Annotated in this window: 25 protein-coding genes; 15 read left to right on the forward strand and 10 right to left on the reverse strand. The window is 73.2% G+C overall.

Translation table 11 applies throughout. The features are described 5' to 3' along the window. Positions 1–39: 39 nt before the first annotated feature. Positions 40–921 carry a DUF3027 domain-containing protein gene (locus tag ACFWXO_RS25655; protein ID WP_375888854.1) on the reverse strand — a complete coding sequence of 294 codons (882 nt, stop codon included), beginning with the start codon at positions 919–921 and terminating at the stop codon, positions 40–42. Between the two features lie 608 nt (positions 922–1,529). On the opposite strand from ACFWXO_RS25655, the gene ACFWXO_RS25660 reads away from it, so the two are divergent. From ACFWXO_RS25660 to ACFWXO_RS25675, 4 genes are all read left to right on the forward strand, one after another. Beyond that, complete coding sequence (locus tag ACFWXO_RS25660; protein ID WP_375888857.1) at positions 1,530–2,894, forward strand: MFS transporter; 1,365 nt, start codon at positions 1,530–1,532, stop codon at positions 2,892–2,894. Positions 2,895–2,987: 93 nt separating this feature from the next. Beyond that, complete coding sequence (locus ACFWXO_RS25665; protein ID WP_375888585.1) at positions 2,988–3,518, forward strand: hypothetical protein; 531 nt, start codon at positions 2,988–2,990, stop codon at positions 3,516–3,518. 11 nt (positions 3,519–3,529) lie between these two features. Then, positions 3,530–4,291, forward strand: coding sequence for a futalosine hydrolase (locus ACFWXO_RS25670; RefSeq protein ID WP_380526274.1), 762 nt, complete (start codon positions 3,530–3,532; stop codon positions 4,289–4,291). Beyond that, positions 4,284–5,135, forward strand: coding sequence for a menaquinone biosynthesis family protein (locus ACFWXO_RS25675; protein WP_375888589.1), 852 nt, complete (start codon positions 4,284–4,286; stop codon positions 5,133–5,135). The genes ACFWXO_RS25670 and ACFWXO_RS25675 overlap by 8 nt, the downstream gene beginning before the upstream one ends. Positions 5,136–5,148: 13 nt before the next feature. On the opposite strand, the gene ACFWXO_RS25680 is transcribed toward ACFWXO_RS25675, so the two are convergent. Continuing rightward, entirely contained in the window at positions 5,149–5,532 is a 384-nt protein-coding gene (locus ACFWXO_RS25680) for a cold-shock protein (protein WP_350504961.1), read from the reverse strand. A gap of 498 nt (positions 5,533–6,030) precedes the next feature. Between ACFWXO_RS25680 and ACFWXO_RS25685 the strand changes: the two genes are divergently transcribed. Further along, entirely contained in the window at positions 6,031–6,270 is a 240-nt protein-coding gene (locus ACFWXO_RS25685) for a hypothetical protein (RefSeq protein WP_380399235.1), read from the forward strand. Here ACFWXO_RS25685 and ACFWXO_RS25690 read toward each other — a convergent pair. Continuing rightward, positions 6,267–6,926: an HAD family hydrolase gene (locus tag ACFWXO_RS25690; RefSeq protein WP_375888593.1), complete on the reverse strand. Its 660-nt coding sequence runs from the start codon at positions 6,924–6,926 to the stop codon at positions 6,267–6,269. The genes ACFWXO_RS25685 and ACFWXO_RS25690 overlap by 4 nt on opposite strands. Before the next feature lie 99 nt (positions 6,927–7,025). Between ACFWXO_RS25690 and ACFWXO_RS25695 the strand changes: the two genes are divergently transcribed. The 5 genes from ACFWXO_RS25695 to ACFWXO_RS25715 all read left to right on the forward strand — a co-directional run bounded on the left by ACFWXO_RS25695 (position 7,026) and on the right by ACFWXO_RS25715 (position 11,955). Further along, entirely contained in the window at positions 7,026–8,078 is a 1,053-nt protein-coding gene (locus tag ACFWXO_RS25695) for a FecCD family ABC transporter permease (protein ID WP_380526277.1), read from the forward strand. A gap of 73 nt (positions 8,079–8,151) precedes the next feature. Continuing rightward, positions 8,152–9,201, forward strand: a complete 1,050-nt coding sequence (locus tag ACFWXO_RS25700; RefSeq protein ID WP_380526280.1) for a FecCD family ABC transporter permease — start codon at positions 8,152–8,154, stop codon at positions 9,199–9,201. Then, positions 9,198–10,049, forward strand: coding sequence for an ABC transporter ATP-binding protein (locus ACFWXO_RS25705; RefSeq protein ID WP_375888600.1), 852 nt, complete (start codon positions 9,198–9,200; stop codon positions 10,047–10,049). The genes ACFWXO_RS25700 and ACFWXO_RS25705 overlap by 4 nt, the downstream gene beginning before the upstream one ends. 70 nt (positions 10,050–10,119) lie before the next feature. Continuing rightward, positions 10,120–11,109, forward strand: coding sequence for an ABC transporter substrate-binding protein (locus ACFWXO_RS25710; protein WP_380526282.1), 990 nt, complete (start codon positions 10,120–10,122; stop codon positions 11,107–11,109). Positions 11,110–11,259: 150 nt separating this feature from the next. Beyond that, positions 11,260–11,955 carry a VC0807 family protein gene (locus tag ACFWXO_RS25715; protein WP_375888604.1) on the forward strand — a complete coding sequence of 232 codons (696 nt, stop codon included), beginning with the start codon at positions 11,260–11,262 and terminating at the stop codon, positions 11,953–11,955. Between the two features lie 12 nt (positions 11,956–11,967). On the opposite strand, the gene ACFWXO_RS25720 is transcribed toward ACFWXO_RS25715, so the two are convergent. Continuing rightward, positions 11,968–12,759 (reverse strand): DUF6597 domain-containing transcriptional factor, encoded by a 792-nt coding sequence (locus tag ACFWXO_RS25720; RefSeq protein WP_380526285.1) that lies wholly within the window; start codon positions 12,757–12,759, stop codon positions 11,968–11,970. A 64-nt stretch (positions 12,760–12,823) separates the two neighbouring features. On the opposite strand from ACFWXO_RS25720, the gene ACFWXO_RS25725 reads away from it, so the two are divergent. After that, positions 12,824–13,411 (forward strand): TIGR03086 family metal-binding protein, encoded by a 588-nt coding sequence (locus tag ACFWXO_RS25725; RefSeq protein ID WP_380526286.1) that lies wholly within the window; start codon positions 12,824–12,826, stop codon positions 13,409–13,411. 48 nt (positions 13,412–13,459) lie between these two features. Here ACFWXO_RS25725 and ACFWXO_RS25730 read toward each other — a convergent pair whose 3' ends face one another. Beyond that, entirely contained in the window at positions 13,460–13,876 is a 417-nt protein-coding gene (locus ACFWXO_RS25730; RefSeq protein WP_375888612.1) for a nuclear transport factor 2 family protein, read from the reverse strand. Between the two features lie 64 nt (positions 13,877–13,940). Then, positions 13,941–14,816, reverse strand: a complete 876-nt coding sequence (locus tag ACFWXO_RS25735) for a LysR family transcriptional regulator (RefSeq protein ID WP_380526288.1) — start codon at positions 14,814–14,816, stop codon at positions 13,941–13,943. A gap of 70 nt (positions 14,817–14,886) precedes the next feature. Here ACFWXO_RS25735 and ACFWXO_RS25740 point away from each other — a divergent pair, with 70 nt between their 5' ends. Next, on the forward strand, positions 14,887–15,255 hold the full coding sequence (locus ACFWXO_RS25740; RefSeq protein ID WP_380526290.1) for a nuclear transport factor 2 family protein: 369 nt from the start codon (positions 14,887–14,889) through the stop codon (positions 15,253–15,255). A gap of 177 nt (positions 15,256–15,432) precedes the next feature. On the opposite strand, the gene ACFWXO_RS25745 is transcribed toward ACFWXO_RS25740, so the two are convergent. Both ACFWXO_RS25745 and ACFWXO_RS25750 read right to left on the reverse strand, forming a co-directional pair. After that, a complete protein-coding gene (locus tag ACFWXO_RS25745; RefSeq protein WP_380526292.1) occupies positions 15,433–15,690 on the reverse strand; it encodes a hypothetical protein in 258 nt (85 codons plus the stop codon). An 11-nt stretch (positions 15,691–15,701) separates the two neighbouring features. Next, entirely contained in the window at positions 15,702–16,067 is a 366-nt protein-coding gene (locus ACFWXO_RS25750) for an ATP-binding protein (RefSeq protein WP_380526294.1), read from the reverse strand. Positions 16,068–16,311: 244 nt separating this feature from the next. Here ACFWXO_RS25750 and ACFWXO_RS25755 point away from each other — a divergent pair, with 244 nt between their 5' ends. From ACFWXO_RS25755 to ACFWXO_RS25765, 3 genes are read left to right on the forward strand one after another with little or no spacing between them, the layout of a single operon-like run. Beyond that, positions 16,312–17,175 (forward strand): helix-turn-helix domain-containing protein, encoded by an 864-nt coding sequence (locus ACFWXO_RS25755; protein WP_380526296.1) that lies wholly within the window; start codon positions 16,312–16,314, stop codon positions 17,173–17,175. Continuing rightward, on the forward strand, positions 17,168–17,359 hold the full coding sequence (locus tag ACFWXO_RS25760; RefSeq protein ID WP_380526298.1) for a DUF397 domain-containing protein: 192 nt from the start codon (positions 17,168–17,170) through the stop codon (positions 17,357–17,359). Before ACFWXO_RS25755 ends, ACFWXO_RS25760 begins: the two co-directional genes overlap by 8 nt. A gap of 58 nt (positions 17,360–17,417) precedes the next feature. Beyond that, positions 17,418–17,609, forward strand: coding sequence for a DUF397 domain-containing protein (locus ACFWXO_RS25765; protein ID WP_380526300.1), 192 nt, complete (start codon positions 17,418–17,420; stop codon positions 17,607–17,609). A 3-nt stretch (positions 17,610–17,612) separates the two neighbouring features. On the opposite strand, the gene ACFWXO_RS25770 is transcribed toward ACFWXO_RS25765, so the two are convergent. Next, on the reverse strand, positions 17,613–18,872 hold the full coding sequence (locus ACFWXO_RS25770) for a VanZ family protein (protein WP_380526302.1): 1,260 nt from the start codon (positions 18,870–18,872) through the stop codon (positions 17,613–17,615). A 95-nt stretch (positions 18,873–18,967) separates the two neighbouring features. Beyond that, on the reverse strand, positions 18,968–19,450 hold the full coding sequence (locus tag ACFWXO_RS25775; protein ID WP_380526304.1) for a hypothetical protein: 483 nt from the start codon (positions 19,448–19,450) through the stop codon (positions 18,968–18,970). Positions 19,451–19,653: the final 203 nt, after the last annotated feature.

Consider the following 19,653-nt stretch of genomic DNA (forward strand, 5'->3'; position numbering starts at 1 on the left):
CCCCACCGGTTCAGTGGGACGGGCCGCGGACGGGGAACGTCAGGAGTGGCCGAGCTCCTCGGCCGGGGCGTCCGGCTCGACCGAGCCGGAGGTCCGGTCCGGGTGGAGCTGCAGCGGCTCGACCACCAGCTCGTCCAGGATCAGCTCGGACGGCGCCGGCGGGGCCGGAATGACGGCCGCCTCGGAGTGCCCGCCGCAGCCGTACGCGAAGGAGACGATCTGGCCGTCGGCCGGGCCGAACTCGTTGCCGCACACGCCGAAGGCCTGTCCGAGCGAGCCGCCGATCGTGATCAGGAAGCCGCAGCTGCCGCACGCCGCCGGGGCGGCCTGCGCCATCGGGGTCTGCGAGCCGTGGGCCTTCTCCCAGCGGTCGGCGGCCAGGTGCAGGCCGAGCCGGGAGAGGACCCTGCTGCGGCCCAGGCCGAGCTCCTCGGCGACGGCGTTGATCCGGGCGCGGGCCGGCGCGGGCTGGACGTGCGGGTCGCTGAGGACCACGTCCTCCTCCGCGGCCAGGGCGACGGCGGAGTTCGGCGCGGGCTCGTCCTCGCCGGTCCAGCCCGGCTCCAGCCGGGCGTCGTCGGCGCCGGTGGGCAGCAGGTCGCCGGGGCCCATGTCGCCCGGGCGCAGCCGCTCGCTCCACGGCACCCACTCCGGCGCGAGCACCGCGTCGGGGCCGGGCAGCAGCACGACCTCGTCCACGGTCACGTTCTTCGCGCGCGGGGCCCGGGCGACGGTGACCGCCCAGTGCCAGCCGCGGTAGGCCGCGTCCAGGCACTCGAAGCTGTGGGTGACGACGCGGTCGGCGTCCGCCTGCGCACCGAGGTGCGGGCCGACGGCCTCGGGCCCGACGGCCTCCTCGGCAGCCTGGCGGGCGAGTTCGACGGCGTCGGCACAGAGCCGGTCGGGGGTACGGCTTCGCATCGCAGCACTCACGGCGTCGATTCTCTCCCAGTTCTTCTGTCGCCCACGGCGTGTTGCCTTCTCCGTCGCGGCTCGGTAGTCCCGCGTCCATTCTGCGCGACCTGGGGCCGCCACGGGTACCGACCGCGCCGCCCGTCCGGCCTGCCGGCGCCCCGGCGCCCACGCGGGCGGACCTTGGGGCAGGCTACCCGCCGGTCGGCGCCCCGGCACAGTCCGGGGCGGAGCCGAGCCTTCCGGAGGCCGCGCCGAGCGGAGCCGAATCCCGCGTCACCCCGGCGAATCTGGGGCAGGATGGGCTTGTGGCGGACGAAAACCCGTCGCAGCACGCACTGCGCCCCTCGCAGGCCGGCAGCCCCGACGAGACGCAGGCCGCGCCGCGACAACAGTCTCCCCTCCCCGATGCGGGCGAACCGCGGCCGGTGGCGGGCGGCGGGCCGTCCGCAGCCGACCGGGTCGACCTGGAGAAGCCCGACCGCCCCGTCACGGAAGCCGTCACAGGAGCCGTCACGGAAGCCGTCACGGGCGCCGACGAGGAAACCGTCACGGAAGCGGTCGCGGGAGCCGCCGAGGAAGCCGACGAGGACGCCCCCGAGCCCCACCGCCCCTTCCTGGTCCGCACCGCCTCCGCCGCCGGCCTGCGCACCGGCAAGCTGGTGCACGGCACCGGCCGCCGGATCCGCCGGGCCACCTCGGCCGAGGGCGCGGGCGAGTCCGGCCTGGCGAAGCTGATCGAGCTGCACGCGCTGAACTCCTTCGGCGACATGCTGATCACCATCGCGCTGGCCTCCACCATCTTCTTCTCCGTCCCCACCGGCGAGGCCCGCGGCCGGGTCGCGCTCTACCTGCTGATCACGATGGCCCCGTTCGCCCTGCTCGCCCCGGTGATCGGCCCGCTGCTGGACCGGCTGCCGCACGGCCGCCGGGCCGCCATGGCGATGTCGATGCTGGCCCGGGCCGTACTGGCCTGGACGATGGCCGGGGTGATCTCCGGCGGCGGCATCGCGCTCTACCCGGAGGCACTGGGCGTGCTGGTGGCGTCCAAGGCGTACGGGGTGGTGCGCAGCGTGGTGGTGCCCCGGCTGCTGCCGAGCCGGCTGTCGCTGGTGAAGGCGAACTCCCGGGTCACCCTGGCCGGGCTGCTGGCCACCGGGGTGGCGGCCGCGGTGGGCGGGCTGCTGCACCTGATCGGGCCCGGCTGGCCGCTGCGCGGCGCCTTCCTGGTGTTCGTGATCGGCACCCTGATGGCCTTCCACCTGCCGCACGCGGTGGACTCGGCGAAGGGCGAGCAGCGGGCCGTGCTGCACGCCGAGGTGTCCGCCGAGGCGCCGGGCGGCGGCTCGCACCTGATCCACCACAAGCCCCCGAAGGTCAAGGCCTCGCTGCGCACCGTCGGCCCCTCGGTGGTGCTGGCGCTGCGGGCGATGGCGGGGATGCGCTGGCTGGTCGGCTTCCTGGTGTTCTTCCTGGCCTTCCTGCTGCGCACCGACCCGATCGGCGGCCTGCGGCCGACCCTGGCGCTGGGCCTGGTGGCGCTGGCCGCCGGGACGGGCAACGCGCTGGGCTCGGTGCTGGGCTCCTGGCTGCGCACCCGGGGCCCGGAGGCGACGGTCACCGCGATGCTGCTGCTGGCGACCTGTGTGACGGCGGCGGCGGCGCTCTGGTACGGCGTGGTGACGGTGGTTCTGGTCGCCGCGGTGTCCGGGATGGCGGCCTCGTTCGGCAAGCTGGCGCTGGACGCGCTGATCCAGCGGGACGTCCCGGAGGCGGTGCGGACCTCGGCGTTCGCCCGTTCGGAGACCCTGATGCAGATGTCCTGGGTGGTCGGCGGCGGGGTCGGGATCGTGCTGCCGCTGAACGGGGTGCTGGGCCTGTCGATCGCCGCCTCGGTGGTCGGCCTGGTGCTGCTGTGGACGGCCCGCTCGCTGCTGCGGCTGGGCCTGCGGCGGCACCCGGCCGCGCCCAGGGTGGCCTGAAACGGCCTGAACCGGTCGGTTTCCACGACGGGGCAACACGCGGTGGCCGACCCCCGCGTCGCGTGATCGCCCGGGCCCGGTAGATTCTGTCGCATGAGCCTCAATACCCGTGTCATCGCCGCCCTCGGCGCCGTCGTCGTGGTCGGCGCCGCCACGGTGGGCACCTCCGTCGCGATCGCCGCCGGGCAGACCGAGCACAACACCCACCGGGCCACCCTCCAGGTCGGCACCACGTCGACCGTCGCGGACCCGCTGTGCTGGAACGGCGGCAGCCCGCTGAGCGACGACCAGCAGGACCAGTGCCAGACCGCGGCCAAGCAGGCCCTGGCCAGCGGCGACCTCCCGCAGTCCGACGTGCGGGCGAGCGACCGGATCGGCGTCGGCGTCAGCCCGAACGTGGCCAAGACCGGCTGGTGGGCCTCCAGCAACGGTGGCGCCAGCAGCCAGGGCGGGCAAACCAGCCTGTTCTCCTACGCCCAGGGCCCGAGCTTCTCCGGCTCCCAGACCGCGGGCAAGGTGCTGAACTCCAGCGGCAAGACCGTGATCACCGTGGTCGAGATCGACAAGAAGTCGGAGAGCCCGATCGCGGTGTGGTACTTCCAGCTGAACACCAAGAACGACTGACGCTCCCCGCGATGACCGCACAGGTCTCCGAAGCGCACCCCGGGCAGCCGGGCCCCGACCGGGCCCGGCTGCTCGTGGTCGTCGCGGTGCCGGCCGAGGCCGAGGCGGTGCTGCGCGGCCTGCCCGGCGGCGCCGCCGACCTGCCGCTGCCCGGCGGCACCCTGCACCGCTGCGCGGGCGCGCCGGTGGACGTGCTGGCCGCGGGCGTCGGCCCGGCGGCAGCCGCGGCGGGCGCCGGCGCCGCGCTGGCGGCCGGCCCGTACGGCCTGGTCGCCTCCGCCGGGATCGCCGGCGGCTTCGCCCCGCACGCGCCGGTCGGCGCGACCGTGCTGGCGTCGGCGGTCGTGGCCGCCGACCTCGGCGCCGAGACCCCCGAGGGCTTCGCCGACGTCACCGAGCTGGGCTTCGGCACCACCCGGCACACCCCTCCCCCGGCCGTCGTCGCCCTGGCCGAACGGGCCCTGGCGGACCGCGACGTCCGGGCCGTGACCGGCCCGGTGCTGACCGTCTCCACGGTGACCGGCAGCACCGAGCGGGCCGCCGCGCTGGCCGCCCGTCACCCGGGGGCCGCGGCCGAGGCGATGGAGGGCTTCGGCGTGGCCGAGGCCGCCGCCCGGTTCGGCGTGCCGGCCTTCGAGCTGCGCACCGTGTCCAACCCGGTGGGCCCGCGCGACCGGGCCGCCTGGCGGATCGGCGAGGCGCTGGCCGCCCTGGAGCGGGCCTTCGCCGCGCTTCCCGTCCGAGAACTGATCGAGGAGGCCGGCCGTGGCTGAACGGCTGAGCATCGCGTACTCGCCCTGCCCGAACGACACCTTCGTGTTCCACGCCTGGGCGCACGGCGAAGTCCCCGGGGCGGACGCCCCCGAGGTGACCTTCGCCGACATCGACATCACCAACGGCCTGGCCGAGCGCGGCGAGCTGGACGTGTTGAAGATCAGCTACGGCGCGCTGCCGTGGGTCCTGGAGGAGTACGCCCTGCTGCCCTGCGGCGGCGCGCTGGGGCGCGGCTGCGGGCCGCTGGTGCTCACCCTGCCGGGCGTGGCCTCGCCCGCGGACCTGGCCGGGCGGACCGTCGCGGTGCCCTCCGAGCGCTCCACCGCCTACCTGCTGTTCCGGCTCTGGGCGGCGAAGGCGGTGCCGGGCGGCTTCGGCGAGATCGTCGTCCTGCCGTTCCACGAGATCATGCCCGCCGTCCGGGACGGCAGGGTGGACGCCGGCCTGGTGATCCACGAGGCCCGCTTCACGTACCAGCAGTACGGCCTGCACAGCCTGGCCGACATGGGCGAGGCCTGGGAGGCGGAGACCGGCCTGCCGATCCCGCTGGGGGCGATCGTGGCCCGGCGCTCGCTGGGCGCCGAGCGGCTGCGCGAGCTCGCCGCGACGATCCGCGCGTCCGTCCGGCAGGCCTGGGCGGATCCGGCCGCCAGCCGGGAGTACGTGCTGGCGCACGCCCAGGAGATGGACCCGGCCGTGGCCGACCAGCACATCGGGCTGTACGTCAACGAGTTCACCGCCGACCTCGGCGAGGAGGGCTACCAGGCCGTCCGCGCACTGCTCACCCGGGCCGCCGCGGAGGGGCTGGTGCCCCCGCTCGACCCGGGTGCGCTCGCGTTCTAGACCCCTCGGGGCCTCAGACGTCGAACTGGTCGGCCACCGCGCGCAGCAGGCCGGCCAGCTTCTGGCCGGTCGGCTTGGCCGGGTAGCGGCCGCGCTGGAGGCCGGGCAGCACCGCGTCCAGGGTGGTGATCAGGTCCTGGACGATCGGCGCCATGTCGTCGGCGCTGCGGCGCTGGGCGGCGGCCACCGACGGCAGCGCGTCCAGCAGCTGCACGGCCATCGCCTGGTCCCCGCGGTGCCCGGCGACCACGCCGAACTCGACCCGCTGGCCCGGCTTCAGCACGGTGACACCGGCGGGCAGCGCCTTGGTGTGGACGAAGACGTCGTCACCGTCGTCGCGCGACAGGAAGCCGAAGCCCTTCGTCTCGTTGAACCACTTGACCTGGCCGGTGGGCATCTCGAACAGTCCTCGAATGGGTGTGAGGGATCCCGGCCCTGGCCGGGGATCACTGGGTGGTGTGGGGAGAAAGACGGCCGACCTCGACTCGGAGCCCGTGGGCGCTCACGGCCGGCGCGTTGTCAGGAGCAGACTAATGGTCCGTCACTGCCTCGTCAGCGGTCCGCGATCGCTCCGCGTTCCGAGGGCCGGAGGGGCCGACGGGCGCGCGGGGATCTCGCGGTCACGGACGACCCGGTACTGGCACGGCCGGGGCGCGGTTCTGCGCAGTCCATCGGCTCACACCCCCGGGTCTGAGGACACGGGACGCACCTGTAGCGCCCCTCGGCACCCCCTGCATACCCTCGCCCAGCAGGGATCAAAACGCATCGCTGCCGGGAAACTGCGCAACGTGACCGAGCCGCTCCGGTGGGCCGCCGCGGGGGCGGTTCTGCCAGACTGGGGCGCGGACCGGGCCCCGGACGGGCGGCCCGGCGCGGCTCGGAGGAGTGAGCGGACGTGAGCAGCCAGAGCGCCGAACCCGGCGACGTGTACGTCAAGGCCGGGACGGTGGTCTTCGGCGTCGGCGCGCTCGCCACCCTGGTCACCTTCGTCCCGCTGTTCCTGCACCTGACGCCGCTGCCGACGGCCATGTACTGGCTGAGCATGCTGATGCCGGCCGGTTTCCTGTCCGCGCTGACCGGGCTGTTCCTGAACGCCCGGGCCCAGCGCGCCCGGATCGCGCCCCAGGAGTCCTAGCCCCGGGAGTCCTGGCCCCGGGAGTCCTGGTTCGGGCCGAGGTGCCGGTCGAGCCACTCCGGGAAGCCGGTGAGGTCGGTGAGCACCACGTCCGCCCCGGCCTCGCGCAGCTGGTCGGCGTCGTACGGGCCGGTGGCCACGGCGACCGCGACGGCGTCCGCGTGCCGGGCGCCGACGATGTCGCCGAGGTGGTCGCCGACGTAGATGCTCGCGCCGTGCGCGCGCAGCGCCTCGCCCTTGGTCTCCGCCCAGAGGTCGCCGACCAGGACGTCCGCGTCCAGTCCGGCGTGCTCCAGGTGGAGGCGGGCGTTCGGCTCGTACTTGCCGGTGATCACGGCGATCCGGCCGCCGTGGGCGCGGACCGCCTCGACGGCGGCGTGGGCGCCGGGCAGCGGCACGGTCGGGGCGAAGGCGTGCTCGCGGTACAGCTCGCGGTAGCGGGCGACGGCCCGCTCGGCCTCCTCGGCCGGGAACCAGTTGCGGATCTCGTCCAGCAGCGGCGGGCCGAGCCGGGTGACCACCAGGTCGGCGTCGACGGGGACGCCGGTCTCGGCGGAGAGCGCCCGGTAGGTGGCGTGGATGCCGGGCCGGGTGTCCAGCAGCGTCATGTCCAGGTCGAAGCCGACGGTGAGCGGGGCGGGCGGGGTCGCGGGCATGCCGCCAGGCTACCCAACGGGCCCGGGCCGGGACGAGGCGATTTGCCCCGCCTCCGAGGCGGAACTTAGGTTTACCTGAGTTTTCCGCGGAGAGGGCTCATGACCGACACCACCGCACCGACCGGCACCACCACCGCACCGCCGGGCAGACGGCGGACTCCCCGTCACCGAATACTGTGGCTCGCCGCCGCACTGGCCGTGCTGGCCGTCGCGGTGCTGCTGAGCCTGGCGGTCGGCAGCCGCACGGTGCCGCTGTCGGCGACCGTCGACGCGCTGCTGCACGGCGGCGGCTCCGCCGACGCCGTGGTGATCCGCGAGCTGCGGGTGCCCCGGACGGTGGTCGGGCTGGCCGTGGGCGCCGCGCTCGGGCTGGCCGGCGCGGTGATGCAGGGCCTGACCCGCAATCCGATCGCCGACCCCGGCATCCTCGGGGTCTCGCAGGGCGCGGCGGCGGGCGTGGTGGTCGCCATCTCGGGCTTCGGGGTCTCCAACCTCACCGGGTACGTCTGGTTCGGCTTCGCGGGCGCGGTGATCGCCACCGTGCTGGTGTACGGCCTGGCCGGGCGCGGCCGGGGCGGGGCGACGCCGATCAAGCTGGCACTGGCCGGCTCGGCGATGTCCGCGTTCATCGCCTCCTTGAACACCCTGGTGCTGACCACCGACGCGGCCACCATGGACCAGTTCCGGTTCTGGCACGTCGGCTCGCTCTCCGGCCGGACGGCGGACGTGGCCTGGCAGCTGCTGCCGTTCCTGGCCGTCGGCACCGTGCTGGTGGTGGCGGTGGCGCGCGGGCTGGACGCGCTGGCGCTCGGCGAGGACACCGCGAAGGGGCTGGGCGCGAAGACCGGCCTGGTCCGGGCGGTCGGCGCGCTGGGCGCCACCGTGCTGACCGGCTCGGCGGTCGCGGCGGCCGGCCCGATCGCCTTCATCGGCCTCGCCGTGCCGCACGCCGCCCGGGCGGTGGCCGGTGCCGACCACCGCTGGATCCTCGCCTTCTCGGCCGTCCTCGGCCCGGCCCTGCTGCTGCTCGCGGACACCCTCGGCCGGGTGCTGTTCCCGCCCTCGGAGGTCCCGGCGGGCGTGATGACGGCGCTGGTGGGGGTGCCGGTGCTGGTGGCCCTGGTGCGGCGGCGGAAGGTGGTGGCGGCGTGAGCGAGCGCAGCGAGGGAACCGTTGAGAGGCGCGCGTTGGGGCATGCCCCTGCCGAGCGCAGCGAGGTGGGCGCATGACGTCGGTTTCGCTCCGGGGCTACTCGGTGGTGCGGGCCGGGCGGGCCTCGTTCCTGCTGCACCGGCGGTCGGCGCTGGCCGCCGCCGGGCTGCTGGTCGTGCTGGCGGCGACGGTGGTGGCCTCGCTGTGCCTGGGTGAGTCGACCGTCTCGCCGGGCGAGGTGGTCAAGGTGGTGCTGGGGCAGCCGAGTCCGGACGAGCTGGTGGTCGGGGAGTTCCGGCTGCCGCGGGTGGTGGTGGGGCTGCTGGTCGGGGCGGCGCTCGGGCTGGCCGGGGCGCTGGTGCAGACGGTGGCCCGCAATCCGCTGGCCAGCCCGGACGTGGTGGGCGTGACCTGGGGCGCGACCGTCACCGTGGTCGGGCTGACGGCGTACGGGGTGGTCGGCTCGACCGGGCAGGCGCCGTACGCGGCGGTCGGCGGCGGGCTGGCGGCCGGGCTGCTGGTGTACGCGCTGGCCTGGCGGCGGGGGCTGCACGCCCAGCGCTTCGTGCTGATCGGGATCGGGATCAGCGTGGCGCTGTCCTCGCTGACCTCCGTCTTCCTGACCAAGGGCGACGGCTTCCAGGCGCAGGCCGCGAAGGTGTGGATGACGGGCAGCCTGAACGGCACCGGCTTCGACCAGGCCGGATGGCTGGCCTGGGTGCTGCTGGCGGCCCTGCCGGTGGCGCTGTGGGCGGCGCGGGCGCAGCGGTCGATCTCCTTCGACGACGCGACGGCCGTGGGCCTCGGGCTGCGGCTGGACCGGATCCGGCTGGGCATGGCGCTGCTGGGCATCGTGCTGGCCTCCTACGCGGCGGGCGCCGCCGGGCCGGTGGACTTCGTGGCGCTGATGGCCCCGCAGATCGCGCTGCGGCTGGCCCGCTCGGCGCAGGTGCCGCTGCTGTGCTCGGCGCTGACCGGGGCGCTGGTGGTGGTCCTGGCGGACCTGATCGCCCGGCGGCTGCTCGCCCCGACCGAGCTGCCGGTGGGCGTGGTGACCGGCATGGTCGGCGCGCCGTACCTGATGTGGCTGTTGATCCGATCCCGCCGTGGAGGTTCCCGATGACCGCGAGCACGCACCGTACGACGGCGGGCCCGCACCGCCTGGAGGCCCGGGGCCTCACCCTGGCCTACGAGGCGCGCACGGTCGTCGAGGGCCTGGACGTCGGCATCCCGGACGGGCGGGTGACGGTGATCGTCGGCCCGAACGCCTGCGGCAAGTCGACGCTGCTGCGGGCGCTGGGCCGGCTGTTGAAGCCGGTGCGCGGCGCGGTGCTGCTCGACGGCGAGGAGCTGGCCCGGATCCCGACCAAGCGGATCGCCCAGCGGCTCGGCCTGCTGCCGCAGTCGCCGACCGCGCCGGAGGGCATCTCGGTGGCGGACCTGGTCTCGCGCGGCCGCCAGCCGCACCAGAGCTGGTGGCAGCAGTGGTCGGCGGAGGACGAGGCGGCCGTCGCCGAGGCGCTGGAGCGCACCTCGACGGCGGAGCTGGCCGAGCGCAGCATGGACGAGCTGTCGGGCGGGCAGCGCCAGCGGGCCTGGATCGCGATGGCGCTCGCCCAGGGCACCGACGTGCTGCTGCTGGACGAGCCGACCACCTACCTGGACATCGCGCACCAGGTGGAGGTGCTGGACCTGGTGCGCCGGCTGAACGTCGAGCGCGGCCGGACGGTCGTCGCCGTGCTGCACGACCTCAACCAGGCGGCCCGGTACGCGGACCACCTGGTGGCGATGCGGGACGGCCGGGTGGTCGCCGAGGGCCCCCCGGGCGAGGTGGTGACGGCGGAGCTGGTGCGCGAGGTGTTCGGGCTGGACTCGGTGGTGGTGCCCGACCCGGTGACGGGCACTCCGCTGGTCGTGCCGGGGGCGCCGTGGACGGTGGCGGCGGAAACCGCCGGTGCCGTGGACGCTTAACGACCTTTTAGCCACCATTTCGGACATAATCGACGGGCCCACCGCAGCCTCACCGCCCGAGGACCCGCCGATGCCCCGGATCTCCCGCCGTACGTTCCTCGCCGGGCTCGGCGGACTCGGCGGGGCCGCCGCGCTCACGGCGTGCAGCGGCTCCGGGGGCTCGCAGCCGCCGGCCGCGGACTTCGAGGCGAGCGGCACGCCCTCCCCCACCCCGCCGCCCCCGGTGACGGTGAACGCCGCGACCGGGCCAGTGCAGGTGCCGGGCGAGCCGCTGCGGGTGGTCGTGCTGGACACCGACGTGCTCGACTCCGTGCTGACCCTGGGCATCACCCCGGTCGGGGCCGCGCTCCCGGCCGCCGACACAGGCTTCCCCGCCTACTGGCCGGCCTCCCGCACGGCGGGCGTCCGGCTGGTCGGCCCGGCCGGCGCGCCCGACCTCGCCGCCCTCCGGGCGCTGCGGCCGGACCTGATCCTCTCCAACCAGACCCGCGACGGCGACCGGTACGAGCAGCTGCGGGCGATCGCCCCGACCGTGCTCACCCAGACCACCGGGGCGCCCTGGAAGGCGAACTTCCAGCTGCACGCCCAGGCGTTGAGCCGGGTGGCGGCCGGGGCGGCCTTCGTCGCCTCGTACCAGAAGCACGCCGGGCAGGTGGCGGGGGCGCTGGCGGCGGCGAAGCTGTCCGGGCGCAAGGTCAGCCTGGTGCGGTTCACGGAGGGCGGCGGGATCCGGCTGTTCGGGCGGCAGAGCTTCCCCGGCAGTGTGCTGGCCGACGCCGAGGTGGGGCGGCCGGACGCGCAGAACGTCGACCAGTCCGACTTCGAGATCCCGCTCGACCAGATCGGCAGGGCGGACGGCGACCTGCTGCTGTACGCGACCTACGGCGATCCGGAGAAGGCGGGCGAGGAGGCGGCGCTGGCGAGCCCGGGGTGGCAGGGCCTCGGGGCGGTCAAGGCGCACCGGGCGTTCCCGGTGGACGACCAGCTGTGGTTCCAGGGGATCGGGTACACCGGGGCGAACTTCGTACTGGACGAGCTTCAGCGCTTCCTCGGGGCGTAGCCGGGGCCGGGGCCGGGGTTGGGGCCGGGCCGCGGGCGGGCCTCGTCCGCCCACTGACGATTAGTCGACATCGTCGGGTTGTGCAGCCGACCGTCGCTTCCGCCACAATGGCGCCGCCCATGCACACCGTTTCGTCCGGGGGACACCACCATGTCAACTGCGGTAGCTCCGACCGCTCCTGCCCGCAAGGGCAAGGCCGCCGCGCTCGGCTGGCTGATCAGCATCGCCTTCAACGTGGTCGCGCCGATCATGATCTACAACCAGCTGCACGACCACGGCTACAACGAGTCCACCGCCATCCTGCTCTCCGGCCTCGGCCCGGTGCTCGACACGGTGATCTACCTCGCCTGGCACCGCCGGATCGACGAGTTCGCCGTCGTCTCGCTGGTCTTCGTCGCCCTGACGCTGGTGGTCTCGCTGGTCGGCCCGACCGACCCGAAGATGCTGCTGGCCAAGGACTCCTTCGTCTCGGGCCTGCTCGGCGTGCTCTACCTCGCCTCGCTGGCCGCGCCCAAGCCGATCATGTTCTACTTCGGCCGCAAGTTCGCCACCGACGGCACCCCGGAGATGGTCTCCTGGTGGAACTCGATGTGGCAGTACCCGGGCTTCCGGCTGGTGCAGCGCAACCTGACCGTCGTCTGGGGCACCGCGTTCATCCTGGAGGCCGCGCTGCGGATCGTGTTCGTCTACACGCTCTCGCACGGCACGGTGGTCACCATCAACAGCGTCCTTCCGTTCGCGGTGCTCGGCGGGCTGATCTACTTCACCATCACCTACGCCAAGCGGGCCGGCGCCCGTGGCCGGGCCGCCGCCGAGGCGGCCGCGGCGGCGACGGCGGCCGCCTGAGTCGCCTGATGTTCAGCCCGAACCCGCGTAGCGGGCCGGGGAGGTGCCGACCGCCGCGGTGAAGTCCCGGGTGAGATGGGCCTGGTCGGCGTAGCCGAGTTCGACGGCGAGCGCCGCCAGGTCCAACGCCCCTTCCGCCGCGGCCCGTTCGGCGGCCTCGTGGAGCCGGGCGCGGCGCAGCACCCACTTCGGGGAGGCGCCGATGTACTCGGCGAACAGCCGCTGGAGACGGCGGACGCTCAGGCCCAGCTCGCGGGCCAGGTCGTCCACCCGGCGCAGGTCCGGGGAGCCGGTGATCCGCTCCACCATCGCGGCGACCTCCTCGGCCACCGGGTCGGGCGCGGGCAGGCGCGGCAGCAGGAAGGCGTCGGCCCGCGCGGCGCCCGGCCCGTCCAGGACCAGGGCGTTGGCCTCGTCCGCCCCCGGCCCGAAGTAGTCGGCGGCGGGGACGGACCGGTCGGCGAGGGCGCTCACCGCGTGCCCCGCGAAGGGCCGGAAGGCGCCGGGCCGGAACTTCACGCCCAGCACGTGCCCGGTGCCTTCGAGGCGGCGGACGAAGAGCGAGCGGTCCACCCCGTAGACGCGGGCCCGCGGGGCCTCGAAGACCAGGTGGACGTTCGGGTGGGCGAGCACCTTCTGCTCGTACGGCGGCCGGCCGGCCAGGTCCCAGCGGACCACCCAGTAGAACTCCACGAAGCGCGCCACGGCGGGCGCGGGGGCGAGCCGTTCGACGCTGATCAGCTCGGCGGCCCGGGCCGGGTGGAGCACGCCGCGCCCGAGGTCGGGAGGGTCGGGGGCAACCATGGGGCCAGGCTAGTCGTCGCGTTTCTTCAAGACCGGGCGGCGCCCCCCGGCGCACGATCGGGGCATGAACGCCCACCCCCTGCACCCCTTCCTGGCCCGTGCCGCCGCCGTCGCCTCCGAGGTCGCCGCCGGCGTCCCGGCCGGGGCCTCGATGGACGCGCCGACGCCCTGCGGGGAGTTCGACACCCGGACGCTGATCAACCACTGGGTGCTGTACACCTCGCACGGCCTGGAGCACCGGGCCCGGCGCCTCGAACTGCCCGCGGCACTGGTCGAGCGGGACTTCACGGCGGATCCGGACTGGCGCGCCGGGTACGCGGCCCACCTGGAGCGGGCGGTGGCGGCCTGGGCCGACCCGGCGGCCTGGGAGGGGGACGTCGACCTCGGCGGCTCGCCGTTCCCGGCGGTGGGGATCGCCCGGATGCTGGTCCTGGAGCTGCTGCTGCACGGCTGGGACGTGGCGCGGGCCGTCGGCGGCGCGATCGAGGTGGACGAGGAACTGGCCCTGCTGGTGGGCGGGATCGTCGCGGAGAACGCCGAACTGTTCCGGCAGTACGGCGGGTTCGCGGAGCCGGTGGCAGTGCCCGAGGACGCCTCGGCGTGGGAGCGCGCGTTGGCGGCCTCGGGGCGTGACCCGCGGTGGACGGGCTGACCCACGGCGGAAGGGCTGGCCGGCGATGGAAGGGGCCGGCCGGCCCGTTCAGCTCATGAGGTCGGGGGCGAAGTAGTCCCGGAGGCGGGCGATCCTGCCGTCCCGGACGCGGACGATCTGCACCAGGGAGACGGCCCTGTCCTCCTCGCCCTCGTCCCCGTCGAAGACCGTGTCGATCTCGGCGATGAACACGTCCGGGTCGGCGGTGGTGTGCAGCACGTACGCGGACTTCTCGACGTTCGGCGGGCGGTCGGCCTTCGCCTCGCTCCGTGCGTAGTACGCGGCCATGACGGTGCGGATCTCCTCGCGACCCACCAGCCGCCGGGGGAAGGCGGCGCCGGCGGGCATCAGCGGTGCCTCCAGGATGCCGTCCTCGGTGAAGCACTCGGCGAGGGCGTCGGCGTTGCGGGTCATCGCACCGGCGTAGACGTAGCTCTGGAAGATCTCCTGCGGCGTGCGGGACACGACGGCCTCCTCGGGCTCGGGCTCGGAGTTCCACTCCATCACATCGCCCGTCAGGAATGGCAGTTCAGTCGGTCCGCATCGCCGCCGTGAGCTTGTCGTGGAGGAGGCGCACGGCCGGGGAGTGCTGGTCGCGGCGGGCGACCAGGCCGAGGCGGGCGTTCGTGGCGGCGTCCGTCAGCGGGACGGCCCGCAGGCCGACGCCCTCCACGGCGGAGGCGCTGAGCACGGCCACCCCGGCGCCGCGCTCGGCCAGGCGGAGCACCGCCGCCGGGGAGCTGGCCTCGATGTCCACGCGCGGGTCGAGGCCGAGCTGGGCGCAGGAGCGGTCGTAGGCGGCGCGGAGCCCGGTGCCCGGGGAGAGGCAGAGGATCTTCTCGCCGCGCAGGTCGGCGAGGGTCAGCCCCGGGCGGTCGAGGGGGTGGCCGACGGGAACGACGGCGGCGATCGGGTCGTCGACCACCACCCCGACCTCCAGGCCGGGAGCCACCTCGCCCGCGTAGCCGATCAGGGCCAGGTCGAGGGCGCCCGCCAGGACCTGGGACTGGAGCAGGTCGGAGTGCCCCTCGTGGAGGCTCAGCTCGATACCGGGGTGGGTGCGGCCGAGGTCGGCCACGGTGTCCAGGAACGGCGGGATCGAGCAGCCCATGATCATGCCGAGCCGGACCCGGCCGCGTACGGCGTCGGCGAACTCGGCGGCGGTGTGCTGGATGGCGTCCAGGGTGGCCAGCGCGTTCTTGGCGAGCGGGAGGACGGCCTCGCCGACCGGGGTGAGGTGGACCCGGCGGCCGCTGCGGTCGAGCAGGGTCTGACCCAACTCCTTCTCCAGCTTGGCCACTTGGGTGCTCACTCCGGACTGGCTGACGTGCATGCGGGCGGCGGCGGCCGTGAAGGAACCCTCGTCGACGACGGCGGCGAAGTAGCGCAGCTGGTGTATCTCCATAACTGATGATGATAACTGGCATCGGATCTATCTGTTGGACGAATGGATGAGGTGGCGGAAGGATGGAGGCATGACGACGACGAAGAACGCGCGAGAGCTGGCCGAGACCTACTTCACCGCCTGGGAGGCAGGCGACTTCGACACCCTCCGGGGCCTGCTGGCCGAGGACGTCGACTTCGTGGGCCCGCTCGGCAAGGCGGCCGGGATCGACCAGGCGCTGGGCGGGCTGCGGGGGCTCGGCCAGGTGCTGGAGAAGATCGACGTGAAGGTGCGGGTGGCGGAGGGCGACGAGGTCATCACCTGGTTCGAGCTGAACACCAGCATCGCGCCGCCGGCACCGACGGCGAACTGGATGCACGTGGAGGACGGGAAGATCGCGCGGATCCGGGTCACCTTCGACCCGCGCGAACTGATCGCGGGGTTCGAGAAGAAGGCCTGAGCAGGGCGGGCAGAACAGCAGGGGGCCGTGATCGCCGGGGGCGGTGGCGGCCCTCTTCGGCTGTTCGCGCTCAGGCCTCCTCGTCGGGCTCCGGCGGAGCCGCCCGGAGGGCGGTGACGACGCCCAGGGCGACCGTGGCGATCGCGAGGGCGAGGAGCGTCGCGAAGGCGGCGGCGATCAGGAACCGCACGGGGTGTTCCGCTCGCGGTCTCGGTCTCGGTCGCGGTCGGCGTCGAGGAGGAGGGTGAGGAGGTTCAGCAGGGTCGACGCCGGGGCCGTGTTGAAGCAGACCAGGACGCGGCCGTCGAGGGTGCGGTCGGTGGCGACCGAGGGGAAGATCAGGCCGAACTTGCGCCCGCGCTCGTCGAGTTCGGCGAGGAGCGTACGGATGTGGGCGTCCGTGAAAGCGCGGATCCGGGGATCGGTCGGCTGCATGGGGTGGCGGCTCACTGGCCACCGTCCAGCTCGAACCAGACGACCTTGCCGTGCTCGCGGGGGTCGACGCCCCAGCGGGTGGTGAGGCCCTCGACCAGCTGGAGCCCGCGCCCGGACTCGGCGAGGACGGAGGGGGCGTGGAGGTCGGGGAAGAGCGGGCTCTCGTCGGAGACGGAGACCCGGAGGGTGTTGCGGGTCATCGCGAGGATCTGGACGACGGGGGCGGGGGTCTTGCCGTGGTGCCAGGCGTTCACGAGGAGTTCGTGGAGGCAGAGTTCGGCCTCGAAGATGGTGGTGGCGGGCCAGCCGAGGCGGACCATGGCGTCCTGGAGGGACTGGCGGCCGAGGGCGAGCGAGGGCGTGTTGAGGTGACGCATGGGAGTTCTCCCGGGCGTGGTTGAGAGGGGGAATCCGGCGGACACACGTCGCCGTGAGCCAGGCCAGGCAGATGGGCATGGCTGCTCTGCGGCGCTTGCTGGCAAGCGTTACTGACGATCCGTCGGATCGAGGTGAGAACGACGATAGCGCAGCATGACTACAATTGAAGGCGATCCGGCTCAGATTCCCCCTTCCGTGCGATGCGCGGCAGACTGGCCCCACGCGCCACACCGGGAGGACACCATGCCGCTACGCCGCGAACCGACCTTGCGTCAGCGCCGGTTGGGCACAGAGATGCGAAAGATGCGCGAACAGGCAGGGCTCGGCGGCAGTCAGCTCGCTCGTGTGCTTGGCTTGGCCCCGACTCAGGTGACACAGATGGAGACCGGGAAGATCGGCGTGAGCGCTGACCGCCTTCGCACCGTCGCAGCAGCGTGCAGCTGTTCCAACACTCCCCTCATTGACGCCCTTGCAGAGATGGCCGTAGAGCGGCGGAAAGGGTGGTGGGAGAAGTTCCGCGGTTCCGTATCCTCTGATCTGCTCGATCTTGCAGAGCTTGAGGACTCCGCAACACGACTCATCGCCTACACGATCACCTTCGTGCCCGGTCTGCTACAGACCGATGCCTATGCTGCCTCTGTCTTCGCCCGCGCAATCCCGCCTCTGCCCCCGCATGAAGTCGACGTACGGATGACCTTCCGGATGCACCGGCAACAGATCATCCGCCCGGCCAGGGTGCCGTACCTCGCATTCATCCACGAGGCGGCCCTGCGGATGCAGTTCAGTGGCCCCAAGGTTCTCGCCGACCAACTTGAAGCCCTCATCAAGCACTCCGAGACCCCAGAGATCTCCATCCGCACGGTACCGTTCGAGATCGAGTCCCTACCGGGTCCGAGCGAGAACTTCATCTACGCGGAGGGCCCGGTGCCCGAGCTGGACTCGGTCCAGATCGACACCACCCACAACAGCCTGATTCTCGACTCTCCCGCGCCACTCGCGAGCTACCGCGAGAACCTTGACCGCATGGCTTCCGTTGCCCTCCCGGAGGATGAGTCACGGGACTTCATTCGGCAGATTAAGAAGGAGATAGAGAGCAAGCATGGATAGCTCCGTGTGGCAGAAATCCAGCTACTCCGGCGCGAACAACGCATGCGTCGAGGTCCGCACGGTTGGCAACGTCGTTGAAGTCCGGGAATCTGACGAGAGCCACCTCGTCCTCCGAACCACCCCCGCAGCCCTTGCCGCCCTCCTCCAGGGCATCAAGGCCACCGAGTTCGACCACCACGCCTAATCTCCCAGCCCGCCGCGCGCCCACCGCGCGGCGGGCCAGCCGATCGGAGGAGGACCATATGCGCGACTCGACATGGCAGAAGTCCAGTTACAGCGCCTCAGGCAATGAGTGCGTCGAAATTCGTGCCACGGACAGCCTGATCGAACTCCGCGAGTCCGACGAAGGCCACCTCATCCTCCACACCGCCCCCGCCGCGCTCGCCTCCCTCCTCCTCGGCATCAAGGCCGGGGAGTTCGACCACCACATCTAACCCTCAGCCCTGCTGTGCGACGACCTGCCCGGAGACCGCATCAACGAAGGCCACCAAGCCCGCAGCCTTCGCCTCACCCTCCCTCACCAGGTTGACCGCCCAGCAGGGTCGCCACTTCCCCCCGACCTCCTTCGCCAACAGGAACGCCGTATCGGCCCGCGTCCCGGGCCGTGCGGCAGTCCCTGCCTTCTTCGCGGCCTCCACCGTCACGGTGACGTGCGGGAGTTCAGGATCAGCGACCCGCCTCGCCGTCGCTGCCATGATGCGGCCCGACGTCGACACCGTGATGTCCAGCCGCATCGGCATCAGCACGCCATCGGCGTTCCGCCGCCGGTAACTGATCACGCGGGCATCGCCGTTGGAGCCGACCGGAGCAACCGTCTGCTCCGCGCCCACGATCTGGTCGGCGAACCAGGCCTCCGCGAACGCACGCCCGACGCTCCGCACCTGCTCCTCCGTAAGGCTTCCGCCGTCCACGCCATGGTCCGCGGCAACGAAAGTGATCAGCTTCCCGCCGGGCTGTTCGAGCTCGAAGGTGCCCCGGTCCGTGCCGACGCTCAGCACAGCGTCGCCCGACGAGGTGGTCAGCACCTTCACCTCCGCCCCGAACAACCGCTTCGCGTCCTCCGTCACCGTCACGATGTCCTCCGTCGGCGGCCGGACGAACCCCGCCGGATTCCGGTAGACCGGAACGGCGACATACAGCGCCAGCCCCACGGCCACCGACCCCACCACGCCCAGCACCACCCCGTTCCGGACGTCCCGCACCGGCTCCGGCAGCCCCCGTCGCCGCACCAGCACCCAAGCGACCCCGAGCAGCACCCCCAGCACCGCACCCGCCGAGTTGTCGACGAAGTCCGCCGCGTCACACGCCCGCCCCGTCCCGAGCAGGGTCTGGCTCAGCTCGGTCACCGCGGACAGCACCCCACAGCCCGCCAGCACCGTCACCGGCCGCCGGAACACCAACACCCCGAGCCATGCCACCGGCACGTACAGCCCGACGTTCAGCACCCCCTGCTCGGACAGCGCCTCCCCCCACACCTCCGGCCCGACCGAACAGCTGGGCCGCGACGACGCTCCCCCGGTCGTCGGAGTGAGGGTCACCGCCAGTTCCCCCGCCAGGCACACCCCCAGCAGCCCGGCCGGCACCACCGGCGCCCCCTTCCGACGGGCCAGCCACACGGCGACGGAACAGAACAGCAACGCCACCACCCCGAACACGGGCAGCAGGGCGGGAACGGCGGACAGACTCGCTTCGATCATCAGCTCTTCCGGAGGCGCATCACTCTGACCGGACAGCGGGCCGGTGGACGCCCCCGAGCGCCCACCAACCCGCTCACCCACTCACTGGACCTTGCTCAGCAGGGGTGCTCCGGCGGGGTCAGGAAGGTGCCCTGCCCCGTGACCTCCATGCCGCCGACCGCGCTGCAGTTCTTGGGCAGCGCGGCGCCGCCCCAGCCGTAGTTCTTGGTCTCGCCGGCCTTCTGCTCGAACGCCCCCTGGTCCCAGTGCTTGTTGCCGCCCTCCTCGTAGAAGAACCGGGCGTTGATCTTGCCGCCCTTGTCCTTCTTGTACGAGATCCCGGCGTTCATCGAGTAGTAGCTGCCGCCCGCCTGGCTACCTCTCTGCGCCCAGAAGCTCAGCACCCCGCTGCTGAGCTTCGTGTCCGCGAAGGCGGAGACCGTCCCGGCCGCGACGGGCGCGGCGCTGTCGTCGATCTCGACCGAGACCTGTCTCAGGGGCGGGGTCGGGTCGGCCGGAACGGCCTGGGCGGTGGTGGCGCCCGCGACCGGGGCGACCAGCAGGGATGCCGCGAGGGCTGCCAGGCGTATCAACGTCATGATGCTCCATCGGAGTTGTGAACCAGAGGGTGTGCGAACCGACTCTAGGGTCGCCGTCCGGCAGTTCGGCAGCTCATCTGAGGAACATTTGATCTAGTCACGTCGAGAGGCACTCCCCGGCCCCGGGGGGGCTCACCGACGGGGCGCGGAGGTCGTGCGGGCTCGGGGGGGTGGGGGGGTGGGGGGTCCGTGGTACAGAGCCG

It is taken from the genome of Kitasatospora sp. NPDC059088, assembly GCF_042738155.1.
Taxonomy (GTDB): domain Bacteria; phylum Actinomycetota; class Actinomycetes; order Streptomycetales; family Streptomycetaceae; genus Kitasatospora.